This window comes from Butyrivibrio sp. CB08, from assembly GCF_003625485.1.
In the GTDB taxonomy this organism is placed as follows: Bacteria; Bacillota; Clostridia; order Lachnospirales; family Lachnospiraceae; genus Butyrivibrio.
On record NZ_RAIR01000012.1, the window covers coordinates 34,692 to 55,520 of the forward strand.

17 protein-coding genes are annotated in these 20,829 nt (G+C 45.1%); 5 read left to right on the forward strand and 12 right to left on the reverse strand.

Going from position 1 to position 20,829, the window contains the following annotated elements; genetic code table 11:
- The first annotated feature begins 14 nt into the window (after positions 1-14).
- Positions 15-1,400 (forward strand): hypothetical protein, encoded by a 1,386-nt coding sequence (locus D6855_RS15685; protein ID WP_120742806.1) that lies wholly within the window; start codon positions 15-17, stop codon positions 1,398-1,400.
- Here D6855_RS15685 and D6855_RS15690 read toward each other — a convergent pair.
- The gene (locus D6855_RS15690; protein ID WP_120742807.1) at positions 1,363-2,514 is read right to left on the reverse strand and encodes a lysophospholipid acyltransferase family protein; all 1,152 of its coding nucleotides are present in this window, start codon (positions 2,512-2,514) and stop codon (positions 1,363-1,365) included. The two genes, D6855_RS15685 and D6855_RS15690, sit on opposite strands and share 38 nt — an antisense overlap.
- Before the next feature lie 103 nt (positions 2,515-2,617).
- Here D6855_RS15690 and D6855_RS15695 point away from each other — a divergent pair, with 103 nt between their 5' ends.
- On the forward strand, positions 2,618-4,039 hold the full coding sequence (locus tag D6855_RS15695) for an amidophosphoribosyltransferase (protein WP_120742809.1): 1,422 nt from the start codon (positions 2,618-2,620) through the stop codon (positions 4,037-4,039).
- Positions 4,040-4,174: 135 nt separating this feature from the next.
- Here D6855_RS15695 and D6855_RS15700 read toward each other — a convergent pair whose 3' ends face one another.
- The 6 genes from D6855_RS15700 to tig form a co-directional block, all read right to left on the reverse strand.
- Positions 4,175-6,967, reverse strand: a complete 2,793-nt coding sequence (locus D6855_RS15700) for a glycoside hydrolase family 3 protein (protein ID WP_120742811.1) — start codon at positions 6,965-6,967, stop codon at positions 4,175-4,177.
- 51 nt (positions 6,968-7,018) lie between these two features.
- Entirely contained in the window at positions 7,019-8,158 is a 1,140-nt protein-coding gene (locus D6855_RS15705; protein ID WP_120742813.1) for a GGDEF domain-containing protein, read from the reverse strand.
- 10 nt (positions 8,159-8,168) lie between these two features.
- Positions 8,169-9,719, reverse strand: a complete 1,551-nt coding sequence (guaA, locus tag D6855_RS15710; RefSeq protein ID WP_120742815.1) for a glutamine-hydrolyzing GMP synthase — start codon at positions 9,717-9,719, stop codon at positions 8,169-8,171.
- A gap of 12 nt (positions 9,720-9,731) precedes the next feature.
- Complete coding sequence (locus tag D6855_RS15715; protein ID WP_120742817.1) at positions 9,732-11,030, reverse strand: C40 family peptidase; 1,299 nt, start codon at positions 11,028-11,030, stop codon at positions 9,732-9,734.
- An 80-nt stretch (positions 11,031-11,110) separates the two neighbouring features.
- Positions 11,111-12,502 carry an asparagine--tRNA ligase gene (gene asnS / locus D6855_RS15720; protein WP_120742819.1) on the reverse strand — a complete coding sequence of 464 codons (1,392 nt, stop codon included), beginning with the start codon at positions 12,500-12,502 and terminating at the stop codon, positions 11,111-11,113.
- A gap of 32 nt (positions 12,503-12,534) precedes the next feature.
- Positions 12,535-13,761: a trigger factor gene (tig, locus tag D6855_RS15725; RefSeq protein ID WP_120742821.1), complete on the reverse strand. Its 1,227-nt coding sequence runs from the start codon at positions 13,759-13,761 to the stop codon at positions 12,535-12,537.
- Positions 13,762-13,891: 130 nt separating this feature from the next.
- Here tig and D6855_RS15730 point away from each other — a divergent pair, with 130 nt between their 5' ends.
- The gene (locus D6855_RS15730; protein WP_120742823.1) at positions 13,892-14,365 is read left to right on the forward strand and encodes a hypothetical protein; all 474 of its coding nucleotides are present in this window, start codon (positions 13,892-13,894) and stop codon (positions 14,363-14,365) included.
- A gap of 28 nt (positions 14,366-14,393) precedes the next feature.
- Here the strand turns inward: D6855_RS15730 and D6855_RS15735 are convergent, their stop codons facing one another.
- Together D6855_RS15735 and ispE are read right to left on the reverse strand one after the other, a co-directional pair.
- Positions 14,394-14,840 (reverse strand): DUF1934 domain-containing protein, encoded by a 447-nt coding sequence (locus tag D6855_RS15735; RefSeq protein ID WP_158589560.1) that lies wholly within the window; start codon positions 14,838-14,840, stop codon positions 14,394-14,396.
- Positions 14,841-14,851: 11 nt separating this feature from the next.
- Positions 14,852-15,724 carry a 4-(cytidine 5'-diphospho)-2-C-methyl-D-erythritol kinase gene (ispE, locus tag D6855_RS15740; RefSeq protein ID WP_120742827.1) on the reverse strand — a complete coding sequence of 291 codons (873 nt, stop codon included), beginning with the start codon at positions 15,722-15,724 and terminating at the stop codon, positions 14,852-14,854.
- 234 nt (positions 15,725-15,958) lie between these two features.
- Here ispE and D6855_RS15745 point away from each other — a divergent pair, with 234 nt between their 5' ends.
- Positions 15,959-16,591: a hypothetical protein gene (locus D6855_RS15745; protein ID WP_120742829.1), complete on the forward strand. Its 633-nt coding sequence runs from the start codon at positions 15,959-15,961 to the stop codon at positions 16,589-16,591.
- A 72-nt stretch (positions 16,592-16,663) separates the two neighbouring features.
- Here D6855_RS15745 and D6855_RS15750 read toward each other — a convergent pair whose 3' ends face one another.
- From D6855_RS15750 to D6855_RS15760, 3 genes are read right to left on the reverse strand one after another with little or no spacing between them, the layout of a single operon-like run.
- Entirely contained in the window at positions 16,664-17,566 is a 903-nt protein-coding gene (locus D6855_RS15750) for a dihydroorotate dehydrogenase (RefSeq protein WP_120742832.1), read from the reverse strand.
- Positions 17,567-17,605: 39 nt separating this feature from the next.
- Positions 17,606-18,406: a dihydroorotate dehydrogenase electron transfer subunit gene (locus D6855_RS15755; RefSeq protein WP_120742834.1), complete on the reverse strand. Its 801-nt coding sequence runs from the start codon at positions 18,404-18,406 to the stop codon at positions 17,606-17,608.
- Positions 18,407-18,424: 18 nt separating this feature from the next.
- Positions 18,425-19,708 carry a dihydroorotase gene (locus D6855_RS15760; protein ID WP_120742836.1) on the reverse strand — a complete coding sequence of 428 codons (1,284 nt, stop codon included), beginning with the start codon at positions 19,706-19,708 and terminating at the stop codon, positions 18,425-18,427.
- A gap of 134 nt (positions 19,709-19,842) precedes the next feature.
- Here D6855_RS15760 and D6855_RS15765 point away from each other — a divergent pair, with 134 nt between their 5' ends.
- Positions 19,843-20,574: a lysophospholipid acyltransferase family protein gene (locus D6855_RS15765; protein WP_120742838.1), complete on the forward strand. Its 732-nt coding sequence runs from the start codon at positions 19,843-19,845 to the stop codon at positions 20,572-20,574.
- The last annotated feature ends 255 nt before the right edge of the window (positions 20,575-20,829 follow it).

Here is a 20,829-nt window from a genome sequence, read left to right on the forward strand (position 1 = left end):
GGGAGACATAATTTATGAATAATTTCTGGGATTACAGCGTGTGGGGGACACTACTTCTTGTTTCAGTTCTGCTTCTTAGCGTCATCGCTGCCAACACCATAAAGCGAATGATACCATTCCTTAGGGGATCTCTGGTTCCGTCTTCAGTTCTAGGCGGAGTTATCCTCCTTCTTATTTCCGTTTTGTACAAAGGCATATTTGGCGAGAGAATGTTTGATACATACTTCTTCGGAACCGGCGGAAGTGATGCCCTTGAGATCATTACCTACCACGCCCTTGCCCTTGGATTTATTGCAACAGCCTTTAAATCCTCCCAGGTCAAGGCTTCCAAAAAGCGCATGAAGGAAATCTTCAACACCGGTGTTACAACGGTTTCTTCATACCTCATCCAGGGTATTTTAGGTCTCGTGATTTCCATCGTAACAGCCTTTATCGTTCCTGGATTTTTCCCGGCAGCGGGAATCCTTCTTCCCTTTGGCTATGGACAGGGAACAGGACAGGCTTTAAACTACGGCAATCTCTATGAAAATGAATGGGGATTTATAGGCGGAAAGAGCTTTGGACTTTCTATCGCTGCCATGGGATTTTTGAGTGCCAGCATCGGCGGCGTTATCTACCTCAACATCTTAAAGAGTAAGGGCCTTATCGCACCTAGAGAAAACAAGGACAGCACCCTTCACTCAGAACAGATCCAGGGCAAGAACGAGATCCCCATGCAGGACAGCATGGACAAGATCACCATCCAGATCGCCCTTGTGACCACAGCATACATGATCACCTTCCTGTTTATGAAAGGCCTTGGAAACCTTCTTCCAGGAATGCGCTCTGTAATTTATGGCTTTAACTTCCTTCTGGGAGTTCTCATCGCAACTGTAATGAGAGTTATCATCCAGTCTCTCACAGACAAGAACATTATTCACAGAACATATATCAACGATTTCCTTATGACCAGGATCAGCAACTTCTTCTTTGACCTGATGGTTGTTGCAGGAATTGCCGCTATCCGCCTCCATGTAATACAGCAGTACTGGATCGTTCTTCTGCTGATGGGAGTCCTTGGACTTATCATAACCTTTGGCTACAACCACTTCGTTGCAGACAGGCTCTTCCCTGAGTACAAGCGCGAGCAGTTCCTTATGATGTATGGAATGATGACAGGAACCGCTAGTACAGGAATTATCCTGCTTAGAGAGATCGACCAGAACTTCAAGACTCCAGCCGCCGACAACATGGTTTATCAGAACTTCCCGGCTATTGTCTTTGGCTTCCCGCTTATGCTCCTTGCAACCATGGCTCCGCAGAAGCCAACCCAGACCCTGATGATCCTTGCAGGATTCTTTGCGGTGATGAACATCATCCTGTTCAGGGACAAGCTGTTTCGAACCAAAGCTGGTACTTGACCGCGTTAAAGGTATCATCCCCGGTAAACTCCAGATGTCCTGACTCACCCTTTATATGGAGCGTGAGCCTGTTTCTCTGGACTATATCAATGCTTGTAATACTCTCTTTGGGAAAAGAGCTATCGCCAGCCTTAAGGCAATCTGGATACGCCAAAAGAGTGCAATCCTCTTCCTTAAGAACTTCGTGGCCGGTAGACAGCTTCATCATCTTAACATTATCTGACCAGAGCATATCCTCCTTGGGGCCTTCAAGACGGGCTTCAAGGAGTTTTTTCTGCTCATCAAAAAGTTCTGTTATGGAGTGCTTATCTCCCTTATCACCTGTAAGATATCCATACTCATCCATGGTCAGCTGGTACCCACAGCTGCAGGAGAGCTTATCTATTTTAGAGGACAGGGCTCCTATCTTTTTGCAGGAAGGACAGATAAATAAGAGGCTCTCAAGATACTCTGCAGGAGCCTTGCTCTCAAAGCGAACGTTCCTTTCTTCCTGCTCTTTATATGCGTCAGTGTAGAGGCCTTCCACGATGATCTTTTTTACCTCATCTGGCTGCATGGACTTTAATTCTTTTGCCTCGATGACTCTTATGACCTTGCCTTCCATGCTGCCTTTTCTGATCTTGCTGCCCCACCTTGGGGTGGTGAAATATCCACCTGTGAGCCTGTATACCACAAGGCTTGCGCCGGTCATTTTCGCGATCTTGCCGATGGCGTCAGAGACATCTCCTGTTCTTCCATCAAAGGAACGATTGCCCTCCGGGAAAAGAAGTATGCTCCTGCCCTCCTTGATCCTTCCTACCATCTGTTTGATGGTGGCTGCTCCTGTAGAGCCCTTGTCGTGAAGGATGGGCTTAAGCACCTTTACCACCAGGTTAAAGAACCTGTTCATACGAAGCATTGTTTCCGTCACCACAAAATCTATGGATTCATCACTTTTGGAAGTAAGCAGAAGAAAATCAAAATCAGTATTGTGATTACACAAAATGAACCTGGGGCCTATCCCTGTCGGGAGCTTCTCCCCGGTAAAGTGCGCCCTTTTTGCAAGGAAAGGGCAGATAAATCTCTTTGTAAACTTGTAGAATCTGTCGTAGCCTTTATAGAATCTCGGATTCATTTATTTCTCCAGATTTTTTTATTTAGTATTATATCAGTTTCCTTCCATCTGTGTTATTATTGTTTCCGTAATCGTTTATCATATGGTAACCAAGGAGGATTCCATGGGAGGATTTTTTGGAGTTGCATCTCGTGAAAGTGCGGTTTTTGACCTGTTTTACGGAACCGACTATCACTCACATTTAGGAACCCGTCGCGCAGGAATGGCTGTGTACGACAAGAAAAAGGGATTTGACCGCTCGATCCACAACATTGAGAGATCATATTTCAGACCGAAGTTCGAAGACGATATGCTTAAGATGGAAGGCCATCTGGGGATTGGCTGTATTTCCGACTTTGAACCACAGCCGCTTATCGTTCGTTCACATCACGGCACCTACGCCATCACAACCGTAGGTAAGATCAACAATATCGACGAGATCACTAACAAGCTCTTTGCCGACAATCGCTCACACTTTCTTGAAATGAGCGGCGGCGATATCAATCCTACCGAGCTTGTCGCTTCTATCATCAATCAAAAGGTAACCATTGTAGAGGGTATCCGCTACGCTCAGGAGATCATCAAGGGTTCTCTATCCCTTCTTCTCATGACTACGGAAGGCATCTATGCTGCCAGAGACCGCTACGGAAGAACACCAGTGGAAATTGGCCACAAGGACGAAGGTTACTGTGTCTGCTTTGAAAGTTTTTCCTATTTAAATCTTGGATATGACCCATACAAGGAACTTGGCCCCGGAGAGATCGCTTACATTACTCCCGAGTCAGTGGAGATTGTTGCTCCTGCCTTTGACGATATGAGGATCTGTACCTTCCTGTGGATCTACTATGGATTCCCTGCATCTACTTATGAGGGCCTGAGCGTAGAGACCATGAGATATGGCTGCGGAGCCAAGCTTGCAGAGCGCGATATGCAAAGAGGACTTCACCCTGACCTTGTAGCCGGAGTTCCTGATTCTGGTGTGGCTCACGCCATCGGATATTCCAACACTTCAGGAATCCCATACTCAAGACCATTTGTAAAATATACACCTACATGGCCAAGATCATTTATGCCAACAATTCAGTCAAGACGTGATCTTATCGCCAAGATGAAGCTGATACCTGTTAATCAGCTCATCAAGAACAAGAGCCTTCTTCTTATCGATGACTCCATCGTAAGAGGAACACAGCTTCGTGAGACTACAGAATTCCTGTATAAGAGCGGCGCAAAAGAGGTTCACATCAGACCTGCATGCCCTCCTCTTATTTACGGATGCAAATACTTAAACTTCTCAAGATCAAACACAGAGATGGAGCTCATCACCAGAAGAGTAATCGAAAAACTCGAGGGCTATCCATCACCAAGTGAAGAAACAGTCCGCAAGTATACAGATCCAGATTCTCCTCAGTATGAAGCAATGCTGGAAGAGATCCGCAAGGAACTGAACTTCACCTCACTCCACTACCACAGACTTGATGACATGGTTGAAGCTATTCCTATCGAGCCATGTAAGTTATGCACATACTGTTGGAGCGGTAAAGAATAATTATCAACAAAAAACTCCCATTGCCTCAATGCTAATCGCTTAACCTCGGCAATTGGGAGTTTTTTTGTTTTCAATTATTTCTTTATCCGCTCCAGCGGTATTGGCAAAATTTACATAAATGGAAAAGGAATGGTTTTAGTCCATGTCGTCGAGCCACTTCTCGAGTGCCTGTTCTAAGGTAATAGTCATGTCTTTGATCTCCATTCCATCCTGGGCGAAGTAGAGCTTGAGATAGAAGGTGGAGAAGCTTGGACTGATGTCCATATCAATGGTTCTCCATTCCTTATCATGGCCGGCGAGGGTTATCATGCCAACTACTTCTTTGTCCTTGGTGATGGTAAGAGGTATCTGGGCAAGTTCGCTCTTGGTGTTGGCTCTTACTGTCATGTGAAGCTTGTAGTAGCCCCACTTCTTGAAGGCTACAGAGATCATGTTTGTGGTGTTTCTGGTGGTTACGATGCTGCTTACATCAACCTTACCAACGCCGTCATCACCGACTCTGCAGTCGATCATCTTATCAAAGAGAAGCTCTTCTTCATCAGCATCCTCTTCAAGTTTAATATCAAGCTCGTTGCCTTCTCCGATATATCTTGCAAATACAGGCTTGTTCATCACAAATCTGCAGATGTTTGCTGCACATCTCTGGAACTCAGCTCTTGTAACTTCTCCTGCTGCAAGGGCCTCGTCAGAGTTATCTCCGTTAGAGTTTGTAGCAGAATCTCCGCAAACCATGTAAAGGTCATTCTGGGCTCTTACTACAGAGGCGGTATCAGTTCTTTTGCCCTGACCGAAGGTTCCTGCTTCAGCCCACCAGTCGGTCATGATGATGCCTTCAAATCCCCACTCATTTCTGAGGATCCTGGTAACAAGATCATAACTTGACGATGTGTAGTAGCCGTTAACTACGCCGTAGGAAGTCATTACAGCGTGGGCACCTGCCTCTTTTACTGCGATCTCATAGCCCTTAAGGTATATCTGTCTGATGGCTCTCTGAGAAGCTACATGCTCAACAAAGCGCCTTCCTGTCTCCTGAGTATTAAGGGCAAAGTGCTTGATAGTTCCTGTAACACCTATCTGATGCATACCCTTAAGCTGGGCTGCAGCGCTCTTACCAGTAAGGAATGGATCCTCTGAGAAATACTCAAAGTTTCTTCCGTTTAATGGATGTCTGTGAAGGTTCATTCCAGGTCCTAAAAGGACATCGATCTTGTTCTTTCTAAGCTCAAGGCCTTCCCACTTGTACAGCTCCTCCAAAAGGTCCATGTTCCATGTAGCTGTAAGGCAGGTTCCGTTTGGCATTGCAAAAGCAGTCTTACCTGAGTCCATTCTGATTCCGGAAGGTCCGTCTGAACAGCACGCTACAGGGATACCAAATCCAAGAAGAGAATCTGTAACGCCGCCAAATGCTCCGCCGCATCCAGGAGTAACCTTAGGAGAGCTCATGCCCTCACCTCTGCAGATGCAGGTAAGATCAGCATCTGAAAGCTGTGCTATGAATTCATCCATGGACACCTTGCCATGGTAAACATCTGAAAGTTTGTATCCCTTGTCGCCAGTCTGTGCGATCTCCTCAGGAAGCTCAGAAAGTCTTACATCCTTAGGATCAACAGTTGCAACAGGTACATCCTCAAAGTCTACTGTAAAGCCATCGCCAGAAGCAACGGCCTTCATTCTCTTATAGCCAATTGTTGGAGCAAGAGTCTCTGTGAGCTGCTCTACAACAACTGCCTCTGGAACTTCATAATCAGCAGCCTTGCCTGCGCTTCTTACGTCGCTTCCAACATAGAATGAGTAATTTCCCTTTTCAAGGACATAGGCGTTCTTGTGTCCTGTAACTCCGCTGTCATCAAAGCTTGCAAGATCATATGCTGTAAGATCAAATACGAAACTCTCAAACTGTCCAGGCTCAAGCTCTTTTGTCTTATCAAAAGCTACCAGCTCTCTTGCAGGATTGCCAAGGCCATCATGTGGCTTTTCTACGTAAACCTGTACAACCTGCTGACCAGCTCTTTTTCCTGTATTGGTAACTGTAACTTCAATAGAAGCTTCAGCGTCTGTGCTGTTAAATGACTTAACGCTTGTTTCAAACTCAGTATAAGAAAGTCCAAATCCGAATGGATAGAGAACCTTGTCCTTGGCAAAGGTCTCGAAATAGCGGTATCCAACGTAGATATCTTCCTGCTGGATGTTTCTCTCCTTGCTGCCAAAGGATGCATCTGAAGGGTAGTCCTTGATGTCTTTTGCTATTGTATCAGTAAGTCTTCCGGAAGGATTAACATCGCCGGATAACACATCAACTGCGCCGTATCCGCCTACCTGTCCGCCCTGCCAGATGTACATAACTGCAGATGGGTTAAACTCTGAAACCCACTTCATATCTATGATATTGCCCACGTTCAAAAGAACTACGCTCTTTTCAAAAGCCTTGGTGACAACATCAATCATCTTCCTCTCTTTTTCTGTGAGAAGGAAGCTTCCGCTCTTGGAGCTGTTGTCCTGATCTTCTCCTGCAGTTCTTCCAATAAGGATAACAGCAACATCGCTCTGTCCTGCAACCTTAGAAGCAAGCTCTGGAGTGATATCCATCTCCTCCTGGAACCATGGCTCTGAAGCCCAGCCCTCACCCTTGTCAAATGGATGGTCCCCTATCCAGGCATCATAAGTATCCTTAAGCTCCTGGTTTAAAGTAAATCTCTTGTCCTCTTCAAGGGCTTCCTTAACACCAATAACATACTTGGTGTTTACCATACCGCCTGAACCTGTACCACTCTTGTAGTAGTTGTACTGGCTTCTTCCAAAAAGAGCGATCCTTGTGCCCTCACCAAGTGGGAGCACATCCCCATCGTTCTTAAGAAGGACTGCACCTTCAGCTACGCTTCTGCGTGCAACCTTTGCAAATTCTTCAGTGTCAAAAACCTTACCTGACATAAATCCTCCAAAAATCCTTTTATACTAAAGACGTCTGTGCAATCATTTTGCTTAACGTCGTCTGTCTTTCCCCGTCTGAAGATAATAACGCTCTTTGTCGTCATACATCTTGTTTTCTGCTACCTTTATGACTTCCTTAATATTCCCGCCTTCACCGAACTCATAACCGATAGATGTGAACCAGTCATTATCCATAATTACTTTTCTAAGTTTTTCCATCTGCTGATCGAAAGAAGTTTTATCAACATTTCTTACGATGCAGACAAATTCATCTCCGCTTATCCTGCAGGTTGTGCCTTCAGGAACTGTCTCTGATAAAAGATTGGCAGCCCGGATAATGAGCTTGTCTCCTGCAGCGTGTCCCTGTGTGTCATTGACCTCTTTAAGGGAATTAACATCAGAAAAGACTATGCCCACTGTCTCATCCTCTGAGATGCCATCCAGTATCTCCAAATAACCCCTTCTGTTCATGAGGCCTGTAAGAGCATCCTTGACGGAAATCTCTTTATTGATCCTGACATCGACAAGTGCATCTAAGATGATCCTGGATTGGATAACTACATATACAACATTCATGGATACAGCAGTGCCAACAAAATTGAATTTTATCGCGGAGTCCATGTTTCTGATGATAATGGCGAAGGTAGGAACTATAACTATAAGCACCAAGAATAAATAGCTACGAACCCAAAAATACTTGTACTTGGTAGCATATAAAATAACCATCAGGAAAAAGCATAGTCCTGATATGAGATCAATATAGCCATACCATGGTCCCTTGGTAAAGTACCCTCCCTGGATAGAAAATAATCTGCCGGTTATAGTACCGATGGTAATAAAGCACACATCTAACACACACAGAAACGTGATCATGAATGCAAATCTTCTGGAGAAGTTTTGCTCTCTCTCTGCAATGAGGGCACACATATAAAATCCATAGACGCACACAATAAGATCAATAAGCACAAAGCCCAGATAATTCAGAAGCAGAAGGACTGTGCTCAGCTCTTTTTGTCCGTCCAATGTATATGTTACCGTCTCAACAATGAGGCCTACCAGGCAAAACCACAGACAGTTTCTAAACAGCCTTGTGGATTTTAGCGCTTCTCTTGGAACTCTATATAGCCCCATCAGAATGGTAAATATAAATAGTGAAGCAACAAGATCAGTGGCAGTTAATACTGTTGACACAAATACCTCCTTATTCCATCTCTACTGTTCCAGGTGGCTTGGAAGTGAGGTCATACATTACGCGGTTAACGCCCTTGACCTCGTTAATGATACGGCTCATAACCTTCTGGAGAACCTCAAATGGAATCTCAGAAGCCTCTGCTGTCATAAAGTCTACTGTCTCTACTGCTCTAAGAACTACCGCGTAGTCATAGGTTCTCTCATCACCCATAACTCCTACGGAGCGCATGTTTGAAAGTGCTGCAAAGTACTGATCAGGAAGCTTTTTAAGTCCTGCTGCAGCAATCTCCTCTCTATAGATAAAATCTGCATCCTGAACGATGCGAACCTTCTCTGCTGTTACTTCTCCAATGATACGGATTCCAAGGCCAGGGCCTGGGAATGGCTGTCTGAACACAAGATACTCAGGAAGACCAAGCTCGAGACCAGCCTTTCTTACTTCGTCCTTAAACAGTGAGCGAAGGGGCTCGATAATCTCTTTGAAATCCACGAAATCAGGAAGTCCTCCAACATTGTGGTGGGACTTGATAACTGCGGATTCACCGCCAAGACCTGACTCAACAACATCCGGATAGATAGTTCCCTGCGCAAGGAAGTCTACGGCTCCGATCTTCTTGGCCTCTTCCTCAAATACTCTGATGAACTCTTCTCCGATGATCTTTCTCTTTCTCTCAGGCTCCTCTACGCCTTTAAGCTTAGCATAGTAGCGCTCTGCAGCGTTTACTCTTACAAAGTTTATATCGAAATTGCCGCCTGCACCAAATACGCTCTCAACCTCATCTCCCTCATTCTTACGAAGAAGACCGTGGTCTACAAATACGCAGGTGAGCTGCTTGCCGATAGCCTTGGCAAGGAGCGCCGCAAGAACTGATGAATCAACACCGCCTGAAAGAGCAAGGAGAACTTTACCGTCTCCAACTCTCTCTTTTATCTCTTTGATAGTATTCTCTACAAAAGAGTCCATGCGCCAGGAACCTGATGTCTCACAGATATCCCTTACAAAGTTATGAAGGATCTCTTTTCCCTTAACTGTATGAAGAACCTCTGGATGGAACTGGATCGCGTAGAGCTTCTTGTCCTCGCAGCAGGCTGCAGCTACCGGGCAATCTGCTGTATGAGCGATAATATCAAATCCTGGAGCAGCCTTGCTGATGTAGTCAAAGTGGCTCATCCAGACAACAGTCTTATCTTCAACGCCCTTAAAGAGCTTATCCTTGCTGCCATCAATGAAGGTCTCAGTCTTACCATACTCTCTTACTGGAGCCTTCTCGACTTTACCTCCAAGGATATGCATCATGAGCTGCGCGCCGTAGCAAAGGCCAAGAACAGGGATTCCAAGTTCAAAAAGCTCTTTGGTGTAAGTAGGTGCGCCATCCTCGTAGCAGGAATTAGGACCTCCTGTTAAGATGATTCCCTTGGGGTTCATCTCCTTGATCTTGTCGATTGGTGTGCGATAGGAATAAATCTCGCAGTATACGTTGCACTCTCTCACACGCCTTGCGACCAGCTGGTTGTACTGTCCGCCAAAGTCGATGACTATGACTTTTTCTTCTGTAGCCATGGCTCCTCCTGATTATAAAAATCTTCTGACACTGATAATGGATCTGTATGTTGCCGGACTGTACTTGATTCCGGTCTTCTGGGTGCTGGCGTGGACAATCCTGCCTCCGCCAATATATATTCCAACGTGTCCGCCGTAGTAGATTACATCTCCCGGCTGGGCATCAGAATATGACACTTCTCTTCCATAGGAACCCTGAGCCCAGGATGTTCTTGGGACAGATATTCCAAATGCTTTATATACTGACATTACAAAGCCTGAGCAGTCTGCACCGTCGGTAAGGCTTGTTCCACCTGCGACGTATGGATTTCCAACAAACTGACAAGCGTAGTTAGCTATGTTCTGACCTGTGGCACTACCAGGTGCTGAATAGGATTTTGACTTGGAAGAACTTGAAGAACTGGAGGATGAATAACTGTAACTGGAATCCCCTGACTCCGAAGCCCTTGCAGCCTCTTCCGCCGCCTCTGCATCTGCTGCCGCCTTCTTGGCTGCGTCAACTTCCTTCTGTTTTGCCTCTATCTGTTTCTGAAGACTTGCGATGCTGGCCTGCTGACTCTTGACCTGAGCTGTGTAAACTGCAGCGTCCTGTTTAGCCTTGGCAAGCTTGACCTCGTAATCTGCATAGGTTGCCTTGTACTCTTCAAGAAGCTCTTCCATGTAAGCTTCTTCCTCTTCAAGCTCATACTGTGATGCCTCAAGCTCTGACTTTTCCTCTTCAAGCTGAATTCCAAGAGCCTCTGCTGCCTCTTTTGCAGCAACAAATTCTGCCAGCTTGATCCTGTCGTATTCGTAAAGCTCTTCCACATAGGAGGCTTTATTTAAGGCGTCAGCGTAGCTGGTAGCTGTTAAAAGAATCTGTACATACGAAAAGTTTCCCTTCTCGTACATAAACTTTACTCTCTGAACCATTGCTTCGTAAAGAGTTTCTTCCTGATATTTTGCCTCTTCATATTTTGCATTGGTATCTTCAATCTGGGCGACCTTTTCAGCGATATCTTCCTTGATAAGCTCAATGTCAGTCATAAGTCCGATGATCTCTGCCTGGGTCTCATCGATGGCTTCCTGGGTCTCTCCCATGGCCTCTGTGTTTTCGCTTATCTGGCTGTTAGCCTGATTGAGCTTGTTCTGGCTGGCAGCCTTCTGACTCTCTGCTGCCTTCTTTTGCTTATCAAGAGCTTTCTTTTCTTCCTCCAGTTTCTTCTGGGTCTCTTTTAATTCCTCGCTGCTGGTAGCATAAGAGGACACTGGAGTAAGCATGAAAAAAGCAAGGGAAAGTATTATGGCAACGACAGAATAAATCTTTTTCATTCCAATACCCCCTTGCTTTTAAAATTCAGGTTAATTACTACATTTAGTATAGCATATAAGTTTTGTTGTCAAAATATGGATTAGAGGTCGCAGTTTCCTACTGTTCTTGGGAAGGACTCAACGTCTCTGATGTTGCCCATACCTGTGAGGTACATTACGCAACGCTCAAATCCAAGTCCAAAGCCTGCGTGACGAACGCTACCATATTTTCTAAGATCAAGATAGAACTGATAGTCCTCCTTCTTAAGTCCAAGCTCGTCCATACGCTTCTCAAGAGTTTCCAGATCATCCTCTCTCTGGCTTCCACCAACGATCTCTCCGATTCCTGGAACAAGGCAGTCAGCAGCTGCTACAGTCTTGCCATCCTCGTTGAGCTTCATGTAGAATGCCTTGATCTCCTTAGGATAGTCTGTTACGAATACAGGCTTCTTGAAGATCTCCTCAGTGAGGTATCTCTCGTGCTCTGTCTGGAGATCGCATCCCCAGCTTACCTTGTAATCGAACTTGTCGTTATGCTTCTCTAAAAGCTCAACAGCCTCTGTGTATGTGATCCTGCCAAAGTCGTTCTCTACGACGTTCTTAAGTCTGTCGATAAGTCCCTTGTCGATGAACTCGTTAAAGAATGCCATCTCCTCTGGGCAGTGCTCTAATACGTAGTTGATAACATACTTGAGCATAGCCTCTGCTGTATCGCAGTCGTCCTTAAGATCTGCAAAGCACATCTCAGGCTCGATCATCCAGAACTCAGCTGCATGTCTTGTTGTGTTTGAGTTCTCTGCTCTGAATGTAGGTCCAAATGTGTAAACGTTCTTGAATGCAAATGCATATGTCTCAACGTTGAGCTGTCCACTAACTGTCAGGTTAACTGGCTTACCAAAGAAGTCCTTGGAGTAATCAACAGCACCTTCCTCAGTCTTAGGAACATTGTTAAGATCCATTGTTGTAACCTGGAACATCTCACCGGCACCCTCACAGTCACTTCCTGTGATTAGTGGTGTGTGAACATATACAAATCCTCTCTCCTGGAAGAAAGAGTGAATAGCAAATGCTGCTACGCTGCGAACTCTGAATACTGCCTCAAATGTGTTTGTCCTTGCTCTTAAGTGTGGGATTGTTCTAAGGAACTCAAGGCTGTGTCTCTTTGGCTGAAGAGGGAAATCAGGTGTTGAAGGTCCCTCAATCTCAATTGTGTCTGCCTGCATCTCGAAGGGCTGTTTAGCCTCAGGTGTTGCTACGATTGTACCTGTGGCGATTATGGCTGCACCAACATTGAGCTTAGTAATATCAGCAAAGTTTGCAAGTGCATCTGTATATACCACCTGAAGTGGCTTAAAATATGTTCCGTCATTTAATACGATAAATCCAACAACCTTTGAATCACGGGAATTTCTGATCCAGCCACCTACTGTGACCTTCTTCCCAACATAGTCTTCCTGTTTTTCAAACAGGTCTCTGATATCTATTAAGTCCATAATATTCTCCCCTTCTGACTATTATCTTATGATCATGGAGTAGCGAGAACAGCGTTCTCTACAATAAAGTCTGCTACCTTTTCTGCCATGATCTGTTCTCTGTAATCCTCTGAGTCAATTGTCTCCTTGTAAGCATCAACTGTCTCATAGCCCTGATAGAAATATGTATCGAAATCCTGCTGAATGTACTCATTAACTACATCTTCAGTAATCTCAATATTCTCCTTGTTGGCAATGGCCTGAAGCACAAGGCATCTCTTAGCCTGCTGATTGGCGATATCACTAAGATAATCCTCTGGTCCTCCAGTAACACCGTTGCTCTGCATAATGTTCTGGATATACTCTTCAACAGAAACCTCTACTCCATATGCTGCCTGAAGCTGCTGAATATAGCTCTCTACTGATTTGTAGATCATTACAAAATATCTGTTGTAGAGCTCTTCTGGGATCTCATCTGCTGTAGCATTGTCAACTACGATTTCCACTGCAGCATTTTTAACTTCCTCATCAAAGGACGCCTGTGCCTCTGCCTCAAGGTCTTTTCTCATGTAGTCCTTGAGTTCCTTAAGGTTAGTAACACCTTCAGCTCCAAGGCTCTTAGCCCAATCATCAGAAGGCTCCTTGGCTGGAGTCTTGATTGAGTTAACCTTTACAGTGAAGATAACGTCTTTACCAGCAAGATCTGCGCTGCCATAGTTATCTGGGAACTTGAGATTAAGATCTACTGTCTCGCCCGCCTTAACTCCAACAAGTCCATCCTCAAATCCATCTATGAACTGACCAGAACCGATTACAAGATCAAATCCTTTCGCTGTTCCACCCTGGAAAGCCTCCTTGGTATCAGCATACTTGCCCTCGTAATCGATATTGGCTGTATCACCTTTTTCGACAGCTCTGTCTGTAACTTCGAGCATCTCTGGATTGGCTGAGTATGTGTCATTTAAAGCATCCTCAACATCCTGATCTGTGACCTCTTTCTTTACAGTATCTACTGAGATTCCCTTGTATTCACCAAGCTTAACAAGGCTGTCCACGTCAACATCAAGAAGGTTTGTTGTCTTTAACCCCTCAATATTGATCTTGGGAAGCTCTGTATTCTCAGCATCCTCGGTATTTTCTGTTGTATTATCTGCAGAATCTTCTGTTGAAGCCACTGTCTGAGTATTTGTTTCTGGCTCTGTGTTTGCATTAGAACCGCAGGCTGTCACGAAAGTAACAGTTGCTGCTAACACCCCGTAAAACAAGTAATTCTTTTTCATAATTATTACTCCTTTGAACAATATTTTTTATACTACCACACTCTTCCTTCTTATTAAAGTATTTTTATTGCCTAACTTCCCAAAGAATGGTAGAATATGAAATGCATTTCAAGTATTGGAGGATAGTATTTTGAACACCGGATTGATCGTACTTATCGTATTGGCTGTCGTTTTGGTAGCAGCCATTGTTGCACTGATAATTCTTGGCAAGAGAGCGCAGAAAAAACAGGCAGAGCAGCAGGTTCAGCTGGATGCCATGAAGCAGACAGTTACCATGCTCATCATTGACAAAAAGAGAATGAAGCTCAAGGACGCAGGTCTTCCCCAGGCAGTTATGGATCAGACCCCCAAGCTTCTTAGAGGCAGTAAGCTCCCTATCCTTAAGGTAAGAGTTGGAAACAGAGTTATGAGCCTTATCTGTGATGAGAAGATCTTTGATTCAGTTCCAACCAAGAAGGAAGTTAAGGCTTCAGTTAGTGGAATTTATGTAACAGAAGTTAAGGGTCTTCACGGTAAGGCCCAGGCTCCAGAACAGAAAAAGAGCTTTTTCAAGAACCTTGTTGCTAAGGCCCAGGAAAAAGCTGGAGCTAAGATGGTTAAGTAATTTAATACCAAAAGTAAAGCGGTGGCATTTATTGTGCCACCGCATTTTTTATGTCTATAACTATCATTGACCTTGAGACCACTTCTCCTCCGATCTCCAGATCATACTCCGCAACCACCTTGATTTCTTCGTCGTTTCGGTTGCTGTAATCAAAGTCAGTGGTCCTGACCTTCATCTGCATAGCGCCGTAAGGAGTTAAGTACTCAGTGTCGTACTCAAGCTCCTGCCCAAAGAAGAGCTTTGAACTTGTGGCCCCATCCCTTACAATGGCCATTTTATGACCATCAGGCTCTATACTTACCCTGTTGTGAACCTTCATGGAACCCTCTTCGTCCTGATGTTCATCATATTCAACAACTCTGCTGCCATCCTCTAAGATCTCAAAGGTTCCGGTGGCATTTGTCTCCACCTTCTCAGTAGGTTCACCTTCTCTTACATGTATGCCTGTGACAAAAACTTCTACTTCTTTGTTCATGTTCTTCACCTTCATACGCGTCCTGGATCAATTGGTTTTGTTAAAAAGAGCTGCCACGCAAGGCCACTTTTTTTAACTGCATCAAATCCTACTCCTGCCTTTTTCTCATCGTCAAAAACTGCAAATACTGTGGGTCCGCTTCCTGTCATGAACGCCTTAACAGCGCCGTTTTCTTCAAGGATCTTTTCTATATCCTTTATTACGTCGTACTTTGCTGTGGTCACTGGCTCAAGGACATTGTGGATGTTGTCACACATTCCCTGTACATCTCCCTCTTCGAGAGCTCTTTTAACAGCGTCTATGTCAGGATGTCTTGATATCTCTGTACTGTCAAGCTCGGTATATACCCAGCCTGTGGATACCATGATGTCAGGTTTTGCCACCACCAGATGATAATCCGCCCTGGAATCGATTGGGGTTAAGACTTCGCCAATACCTTCGGAAAGAGCTGTTCCTCCTACGATACAGTATGGAATGTCTGCTCCAAGCTTAACCGCCAGCTTGCAGAGCTCCTCATCTGAAAGCCCAAGATTCCAAAGCTCATTAAGTGCCTTGTAAGCTGCTGCCCCGTCTGTGCTTCCGCCAGCCATGCCTGCTGCCACAGGAATTCTTTTTACAAGCTCAATCTGGGCGCCCTTGGTTACGCCGTAGGCTTCCTTAAGCTGTCTTGCTACCTTGCAGATAAGATTGCTGTCATCCACAGGGATATTTTCGTCGTTGGCCGAAAGAGTTATGCTTCCATCCTCTGTATCCCTGAAGGTCAAAGTATCGAATATATCTACGTTCTGCATGATCATCTTTACCAGATGGTAGCCATCATCACGCTTTCCAAGGACATCAAGTCCTAAATTTATCTTGGCGTAAGCCTTTTTAGTTATCTCCATGTCAAAACTCCGCTTGGTATCCGTAATCAGAAACCTCATAATACGCTTAGTTCCTGCTATATCTCATCTTCTCACCTCGGCAATTTCAATACAAGAAAAAAAATCCAAAAAAATTAAAAAATTTTTGTTTTAGCTCTAAAGTTTTGTAAAAATTTGCCGATAGGAAGATTAGGTAAACTATAGTTTCGTTTCAGCGCGGTACTTAGATAACCTGTCGCGGAAAAGGAGTTCAATATGGGCGTAAACGGAGTTACCGAGGTTACTAACAACATCGCGACGGCCTATGCTTCCAGTCTTAATGCTCCCGCGGAGAGCAAAAAGAAGGATGAAGAAGAAGTAAAGGTCAAAGCAGAAGCGGCAGCAGTCTACGAAAAATCCGATGAGAAGGAGGCTGACAAGCCAAAAGTCTCAAACAAGGAAGCAGACAGGACCAAGATCATCCAGCAGCTTAAGGCGGATGATGCGCTTCGCCAGCAACAGCTTTTGGACATCGTCCACAAGATGATGGGCAAGCAGGCCAAGACCTATGGCATCGCCAATTCAGACAGCGATGACGAGTCTATCTGGAGATTCCTTGCAAAGGGTGATTTCACAGTAGATGCTGCAACCAAGGCACAGGCGCAGGAGGACATTTCCGAGGACGGCTATTGGGGTGTTAAACAGACCTCAGAGCGTATCCTTGATTTTGCCAAGGCGCTTGCAGGAGACGATCCTGATAAGCTCGAGCAGATGAGAGCTGCATTTGAGAAGGGCTACAAACAGGCTGAAAAGACCTGGGGTGGCGAACTTCCAGAAATCTCCAAGAACACATTTGATGCTGTTATGAAGGGATTTGATGAGCTGACAGGAAAGACTCAAACTGAATAACTGTTGTTAGCAACAAAAGAGGAAGGGCCGCCAAAAGCTCTTCCTCTTTTTTTATTTACATATGATTGTCAATTAAAGAATCTTGCGAAGCTGGTTGATATCTTCTACGCCCTGCTCCTGCATGTACTTCTCAATACCCTCTACAACCTCTATTGTCGCATAAGGGTTATGGAAGTTCATGGCTCCAACTGCAACAGCTGTTGCTCCTGCCATGATGAACTCAATGGCATCCTCTGCTGTTGCGATTCCGCCCATTCCTATTACTGGGATGTTTACAGCGTGAGAAGCCTCGTAGACCATACGGACTGCCACAGGCTTAATTGCCGGGCCTGACATTCCGCCGGTTTTGTTGGCAAGGACGAATTTCTTTTTATAGATGTCTATCTTCATACCTGTGATGGTATTGATAAGGGAAATGGCATCTGCTCCTGCTGCCTCTGCAGCCTTTGCCATCTCCGCAATGCTTGTTACATTGGGGCTGAGCTTCATGATAACTGGCTGCCTGGCAACCTTCTTGATTTTCTCTGTGATGTCAAAAAGTGCGTCTGCCTTTTGTCCAAAAGCAATCGCTCCTTCCTTGACGTTTGGGCAGGAGACATTGATCTCAAGCATATCAACTCTCTTCTCATCCCCGAGGCGCTCCACAACTTCAAGGTAATCTTCAACAGTCTTGCCACATACATTTACGATTACCTTTGTATCATATCCTTCAAGGAACTTAAGGTCTCTTTCGGCAAACACCTCAACTCCGGGGTTCTGAAGGCCAATGGCATTAAGCATTCCGCCGTAAACTTCTGCTACTCTTGGAACAGGGTTCCCCTCCCATGGGATATTGGCAACCCCCTTGGTCACAACAGCACCAAGTCTGTTAAGATCCACAAAATCTGAGTATTCCATTCCGGATCCAAAGGTTCCGGAAGCTGTCATCACCGGGTTTTTAAATTTTACGCCTGCTATTTCAACTGATGTATTCATATACAAACTCCACCTTCTATATTCATGCTGCGCTTAGGGTTACATATCAAGATCATCTGCATCAAACACAGGACCGTCAGTACAGATCCTGGCGTTCTTAACATGGGAATGCTCATCCACGTTTTTGGTCTTACAGATACATCCAAGACATGCTCCAACACCGCAGGCCATTCTCTCCTCCAGTGACAGATAAGCCTTGATGCCATTTTCAGCTGCGTATGCCTTGATACCCTTAAGCATTGGCATTGGTCCGCAGGCAAAGATCACATCGCAGGGAACATTCTGTTCCTTCATGGCATCGATGACATTTCCCTTCGTTCCAAGGCTTCCGTCCTCAGTTGCCACATAGAGCTCTGAGAAATTAGCAAACTCATCATCAAGGAATGTGTCGCTGTTTCTATAACCCATAACAGCGCTGACCTTTTCTGGAGCCTTACTTCCCTTCATGGCTGACAGGCGCTTTGCTGTCTCAAGAAGCGGCGGAACACCGATTCCTCCGCCGATGACAACAGCTCTTTTCCCAGCTGCCGCCTCAAGTGGGAATCCATTTCCCAAAGGTCCAAGGACAAGCATGTAATCCCCAGGCTGATAGAGGGCAAACTCTGCTGTTCCAGAACCCACAACTCTGTATACCAGCCTTATTACGCTATTCTCCCTGTCCACTTCGCAGATACTGATGGGTCTTGGAAGAAGCGTAGCCTTATTGAGTGGAAATACCCCCACAAACTGTCCTGGAACCACGTCCCCCGCAAAAGGAACCTGAAGACGAAGGTCATAGATTCCATCTGCCAAAAGCTCCTGGCTTTGTACTTTTGCCTCGCATTTCATTTTCTTAGACATACACATTATCTCCTACATTTATCCCTGATAAACTATCCTGCCTTTGCAGATAGTCTCATATACCTTGCCTGGAAGCTTCTCTCCAAGAAATGGTGTGTTTGATGCCTTGGAAAAAGAGCTGTCAAACTCCCAAGTGTCTCTCTGACCAAATATCACAAGGTCCGCAGGCCCGCCTTCGTAGATCCTGCCTGCATCAAGCTCATAGATCCTGGCTGCGCCAACAGTGAAACGCTCAATGAGCTGCATCATTGTCATGAATCCTGGCTGAACCAGTTCCCTTATTCCTAGGGAAAGAGCTGTTTCAAGCCCTGTGATTCCGCTTGGAGCCTCTCTAAGAGGTTTGTCCTTTTCCTCTTTGGAATGAGGAGCGTGATCTGTGGCGATGGCCTCTATGGTGCCATCCTTAAGGCCTTCGATTATGGCCCTTCGGTCGCTCTCAAGGCGAAGCGGCGGATTCATCTTGGCCAGTGTCCCGTGCTCAAGAACCGCATCCTGTGTAAGGGTGAAGTGATGGGGCGTAGCTTCCGCGTAGATCTTAAGCCCATCCTTCCTGGCCTGTCTTATCATGTCCACAGCTTCCGCTGTACTAATGTGCTGCACAGTGAGCCTTGCGCCGGTTTTCTTTGCCAGCTCGATATCTCTTTTGACCATGGAGATCTCTGCTTCCCTTGGAGATCCAACGATCCCAAGCTTATCTGCAACCTCTCCCTGATTTATTCCGTTATCTGTTATGAAGTTCGGATCTTCTTCGTGGAGGCTTATGACCTTGCCAAGGGCCGCAGCTCTTTTGCATGCCTCCTCCATAAGTCCCTCATCTGTAATGGGCTTACCATCATCAGTAAAAAGAACTGCTCCCGCCTCTATAAGCTCTTCCATAGGCGTTAGCTCTTTTCCTGCCATATCCATGGTGACGTTGGCACAGGTGTAGACCTTTATGCCAGTTGCTGCGCCGCGCTTAAGGACGTCTTTAATAGTAGCGACGTTATCCATGTGGGGATCAGTGTTTCCCATCATGATAACGCTGGTAAAGCCGCCTCTTGCTGCCGCCCTTGCGCCAGTCTCTATATCTTCCTTGTAGGTAAAACCAGGATCTCTGAAGTGCACGTGTGGATCCACAAGGCCTGGAGCAACCGTTTTGCCAGTCGCATCAATGACCTGGGCTCCTTTCGAAATGAGCTCAGATACCTTACTGCTTCCTTCTTCATATATCCCGGCTATTTTATCGCCGTCTATTACTATGTCCCTGATGCCCTCAGTTTCTGATGCGGGGTCCATCAGGTAACCACCTTTTATAAGAACCATAGTTTTCTCCTTGTCCCTACCGTATCTCATTGTAACAGTCTTTTGGCCCCTGTGCTATTACCTCTTTCATTTTTTTGCCAACCATGAGAAAATAAACAAGGAATTTTTATCAACTACGAAAAGAGGCTTAATACATGATACGTCTGATACTTGCGGTATTATTTGTCGCTATCTTTCTTATAATATCCCTTCCGATCCAGCTTGTTCTCTGGATCATAAGTAAGTTTAATGAGAACGCCAAAAAGCGCGCATCCCTTGCTATCGTCAGCTGGGCTTTCAACGTTGTTATCTTTATCTGCGGCGTTAAAAGAACTGTCATCGGAGAGGAAAATGTTCCCAAGGACACAGCTGTTCTCTACGTTGGTAACCACCGAAGCATCTTCGATATCGTGCTTTGTTACCCAAGAGTTCCTAATCCAACAGGCTTCATCTCCAAGAAAGAGGTGCTAAAGATTCCTCTTCTCAACATCTGGATGATCTTTATGGACTGCCTGTTCCTTGACCGCAAGGATATCCGAAAGGGCCTTGAGATGGTACTCTCAGCTATTGACAAAGTTAAGAACGGTATTTCTATTTTCATCTATCCTGAAGGAACAAGAATCAAAACAGACGAACCTATCGGAGAATTCCATAAAGGAAGCTTTAAAATTGCTCAAAAATCCGGATGTCCAATTATTCCAGTTGTAGTTAACCACACGGAAGAAATCTTTGAAAAGCACATGCCATTTATTAAGAGTACTAATGTAACGATCGAGTACTGCAAGCCAGTTATCATCTCTGAGCTTTCTAAGGAAGACCAGAAGAATATTGATCAATACGTAAAGAGCATAATTGTAGAAACCTACCTGAAGAATCAGGAACTGTAAAGTAGGAGTGGAGGCTTCTTGCTTTGTGAGAATGTGGGAAGCTCCATACCAGGAAGATCTATTTAGAACAAAATATACCTTCAGAAAGAAATAATCTGTTCTGAAGGTATATTTTTTTACTTGTTCTGATTGGACACTATCTGCGAATATACCTTCAGCGCATAAAACTCTCTCTGAATGCACTAGTCAAGTAAAAGTAGACACAGTTTCAAAAAAACTCCACACTTGTTTTTAAGCATAGTACTCCCTGTACTG

Coding starts and splice junctions, on each gene's coding strand:
- D6855_RS15745 (WP_120742829.1), top strand. CDS start 15,959: ATGGGCGTAAACGGAGTTACCGAGGTTACTAACAACATCGCGACGGCC.
- D6855_RS15765 (WP_120742838.1), top strand. CDS start 19,843: ATGATACGTCTGATACTTGCGGTATTATTTGTCGCTATCTTTCTTATA.
- D6855_RS15700 (WP_120742811.1), bottom strand. CDS start 6,967: ATGTCAGGTAAGGTTTTTGACACTGAAGAATTTGCAAAGGTTGCACGC.
- D6855_RS15755 (WP_120742834.1), bottom strand. CDS start 18,406: ATGTCTAAGAAAATGAAATGCGAGGCAAAAGTACAAAGCCAGGAGCTT.
- D6855_RS15750 (WP_120742832.1), bottom strand. CDS start 17,566: ATGAATACATCAGTTGAAATAGCAGGCGTAAAATTTAAAAACCCGGTG.
- asnS (WP_120742819.1), bottom strand. CDS start 12,502: ATGGACTTAATAGATATCAGAGACCTGTTTGAAAAACAGGAAGACTAT.
- D6855_RS15735 (WP_158589560.1), bottom strand. CDS start 14,840: ATGAACAAAGAAGTAGAAGTTTTTGTCACAGGCATACATGTAAGAGAA.
- D6855_RS15760 (WP_120742836.1), bottom strand. CDS start 19,708: ATGGTTCTTATAAAAGGTGGTTACCTGATGGACCCCGCATCAGAAACT.
- D6855_RS15690 (WP_120742807.1), bottom strand. CDS start 2,514: ATGAATCCGAGATTCTATAAAGGCTACGACAGATTCTACAAGTTTACA.
- ispE (WP_120742827.1), bottom strand. CDS start 15,724: ATGGAGATAACTAAAAAGGCTTACGCCAAGATAAATTTAGGACTTGAT.
- guaA (WP_120742815.1), bottom strand. CDS start 9,719: ATGGCTACAGAAGAAAAAGTCATAGTCATCGACTTTGGCGGACAGTAC.
- D6855_RS15685 (WP_120742806.1), top strand. CDS start 15: ATGAATAATTTCTGGGATTACAGCGTGTGGGGGACACTACTTCTTGTT.
- tig (WP_120742821.1), bottom strand. CDS start 13,761: ATGAAAAAGAATTACTTGTTTTACGGGGTGTTAGCAGCAACTGTTACT.
- D6855_RS15695 (WP_120742809.1), top strand. CDS start 2,618: ATGGGAGGATTTTTTGGAGTTGCATCTCGTGAAAGTGCGGTTTTTGAC.
- D6855_RS15715 (WP_120742817.1), bottom strand. CDS start 11,030: ATGAAAAAGATTTATTCTGTCGTTGCCATAATACTTTCCCTTGCTTTT.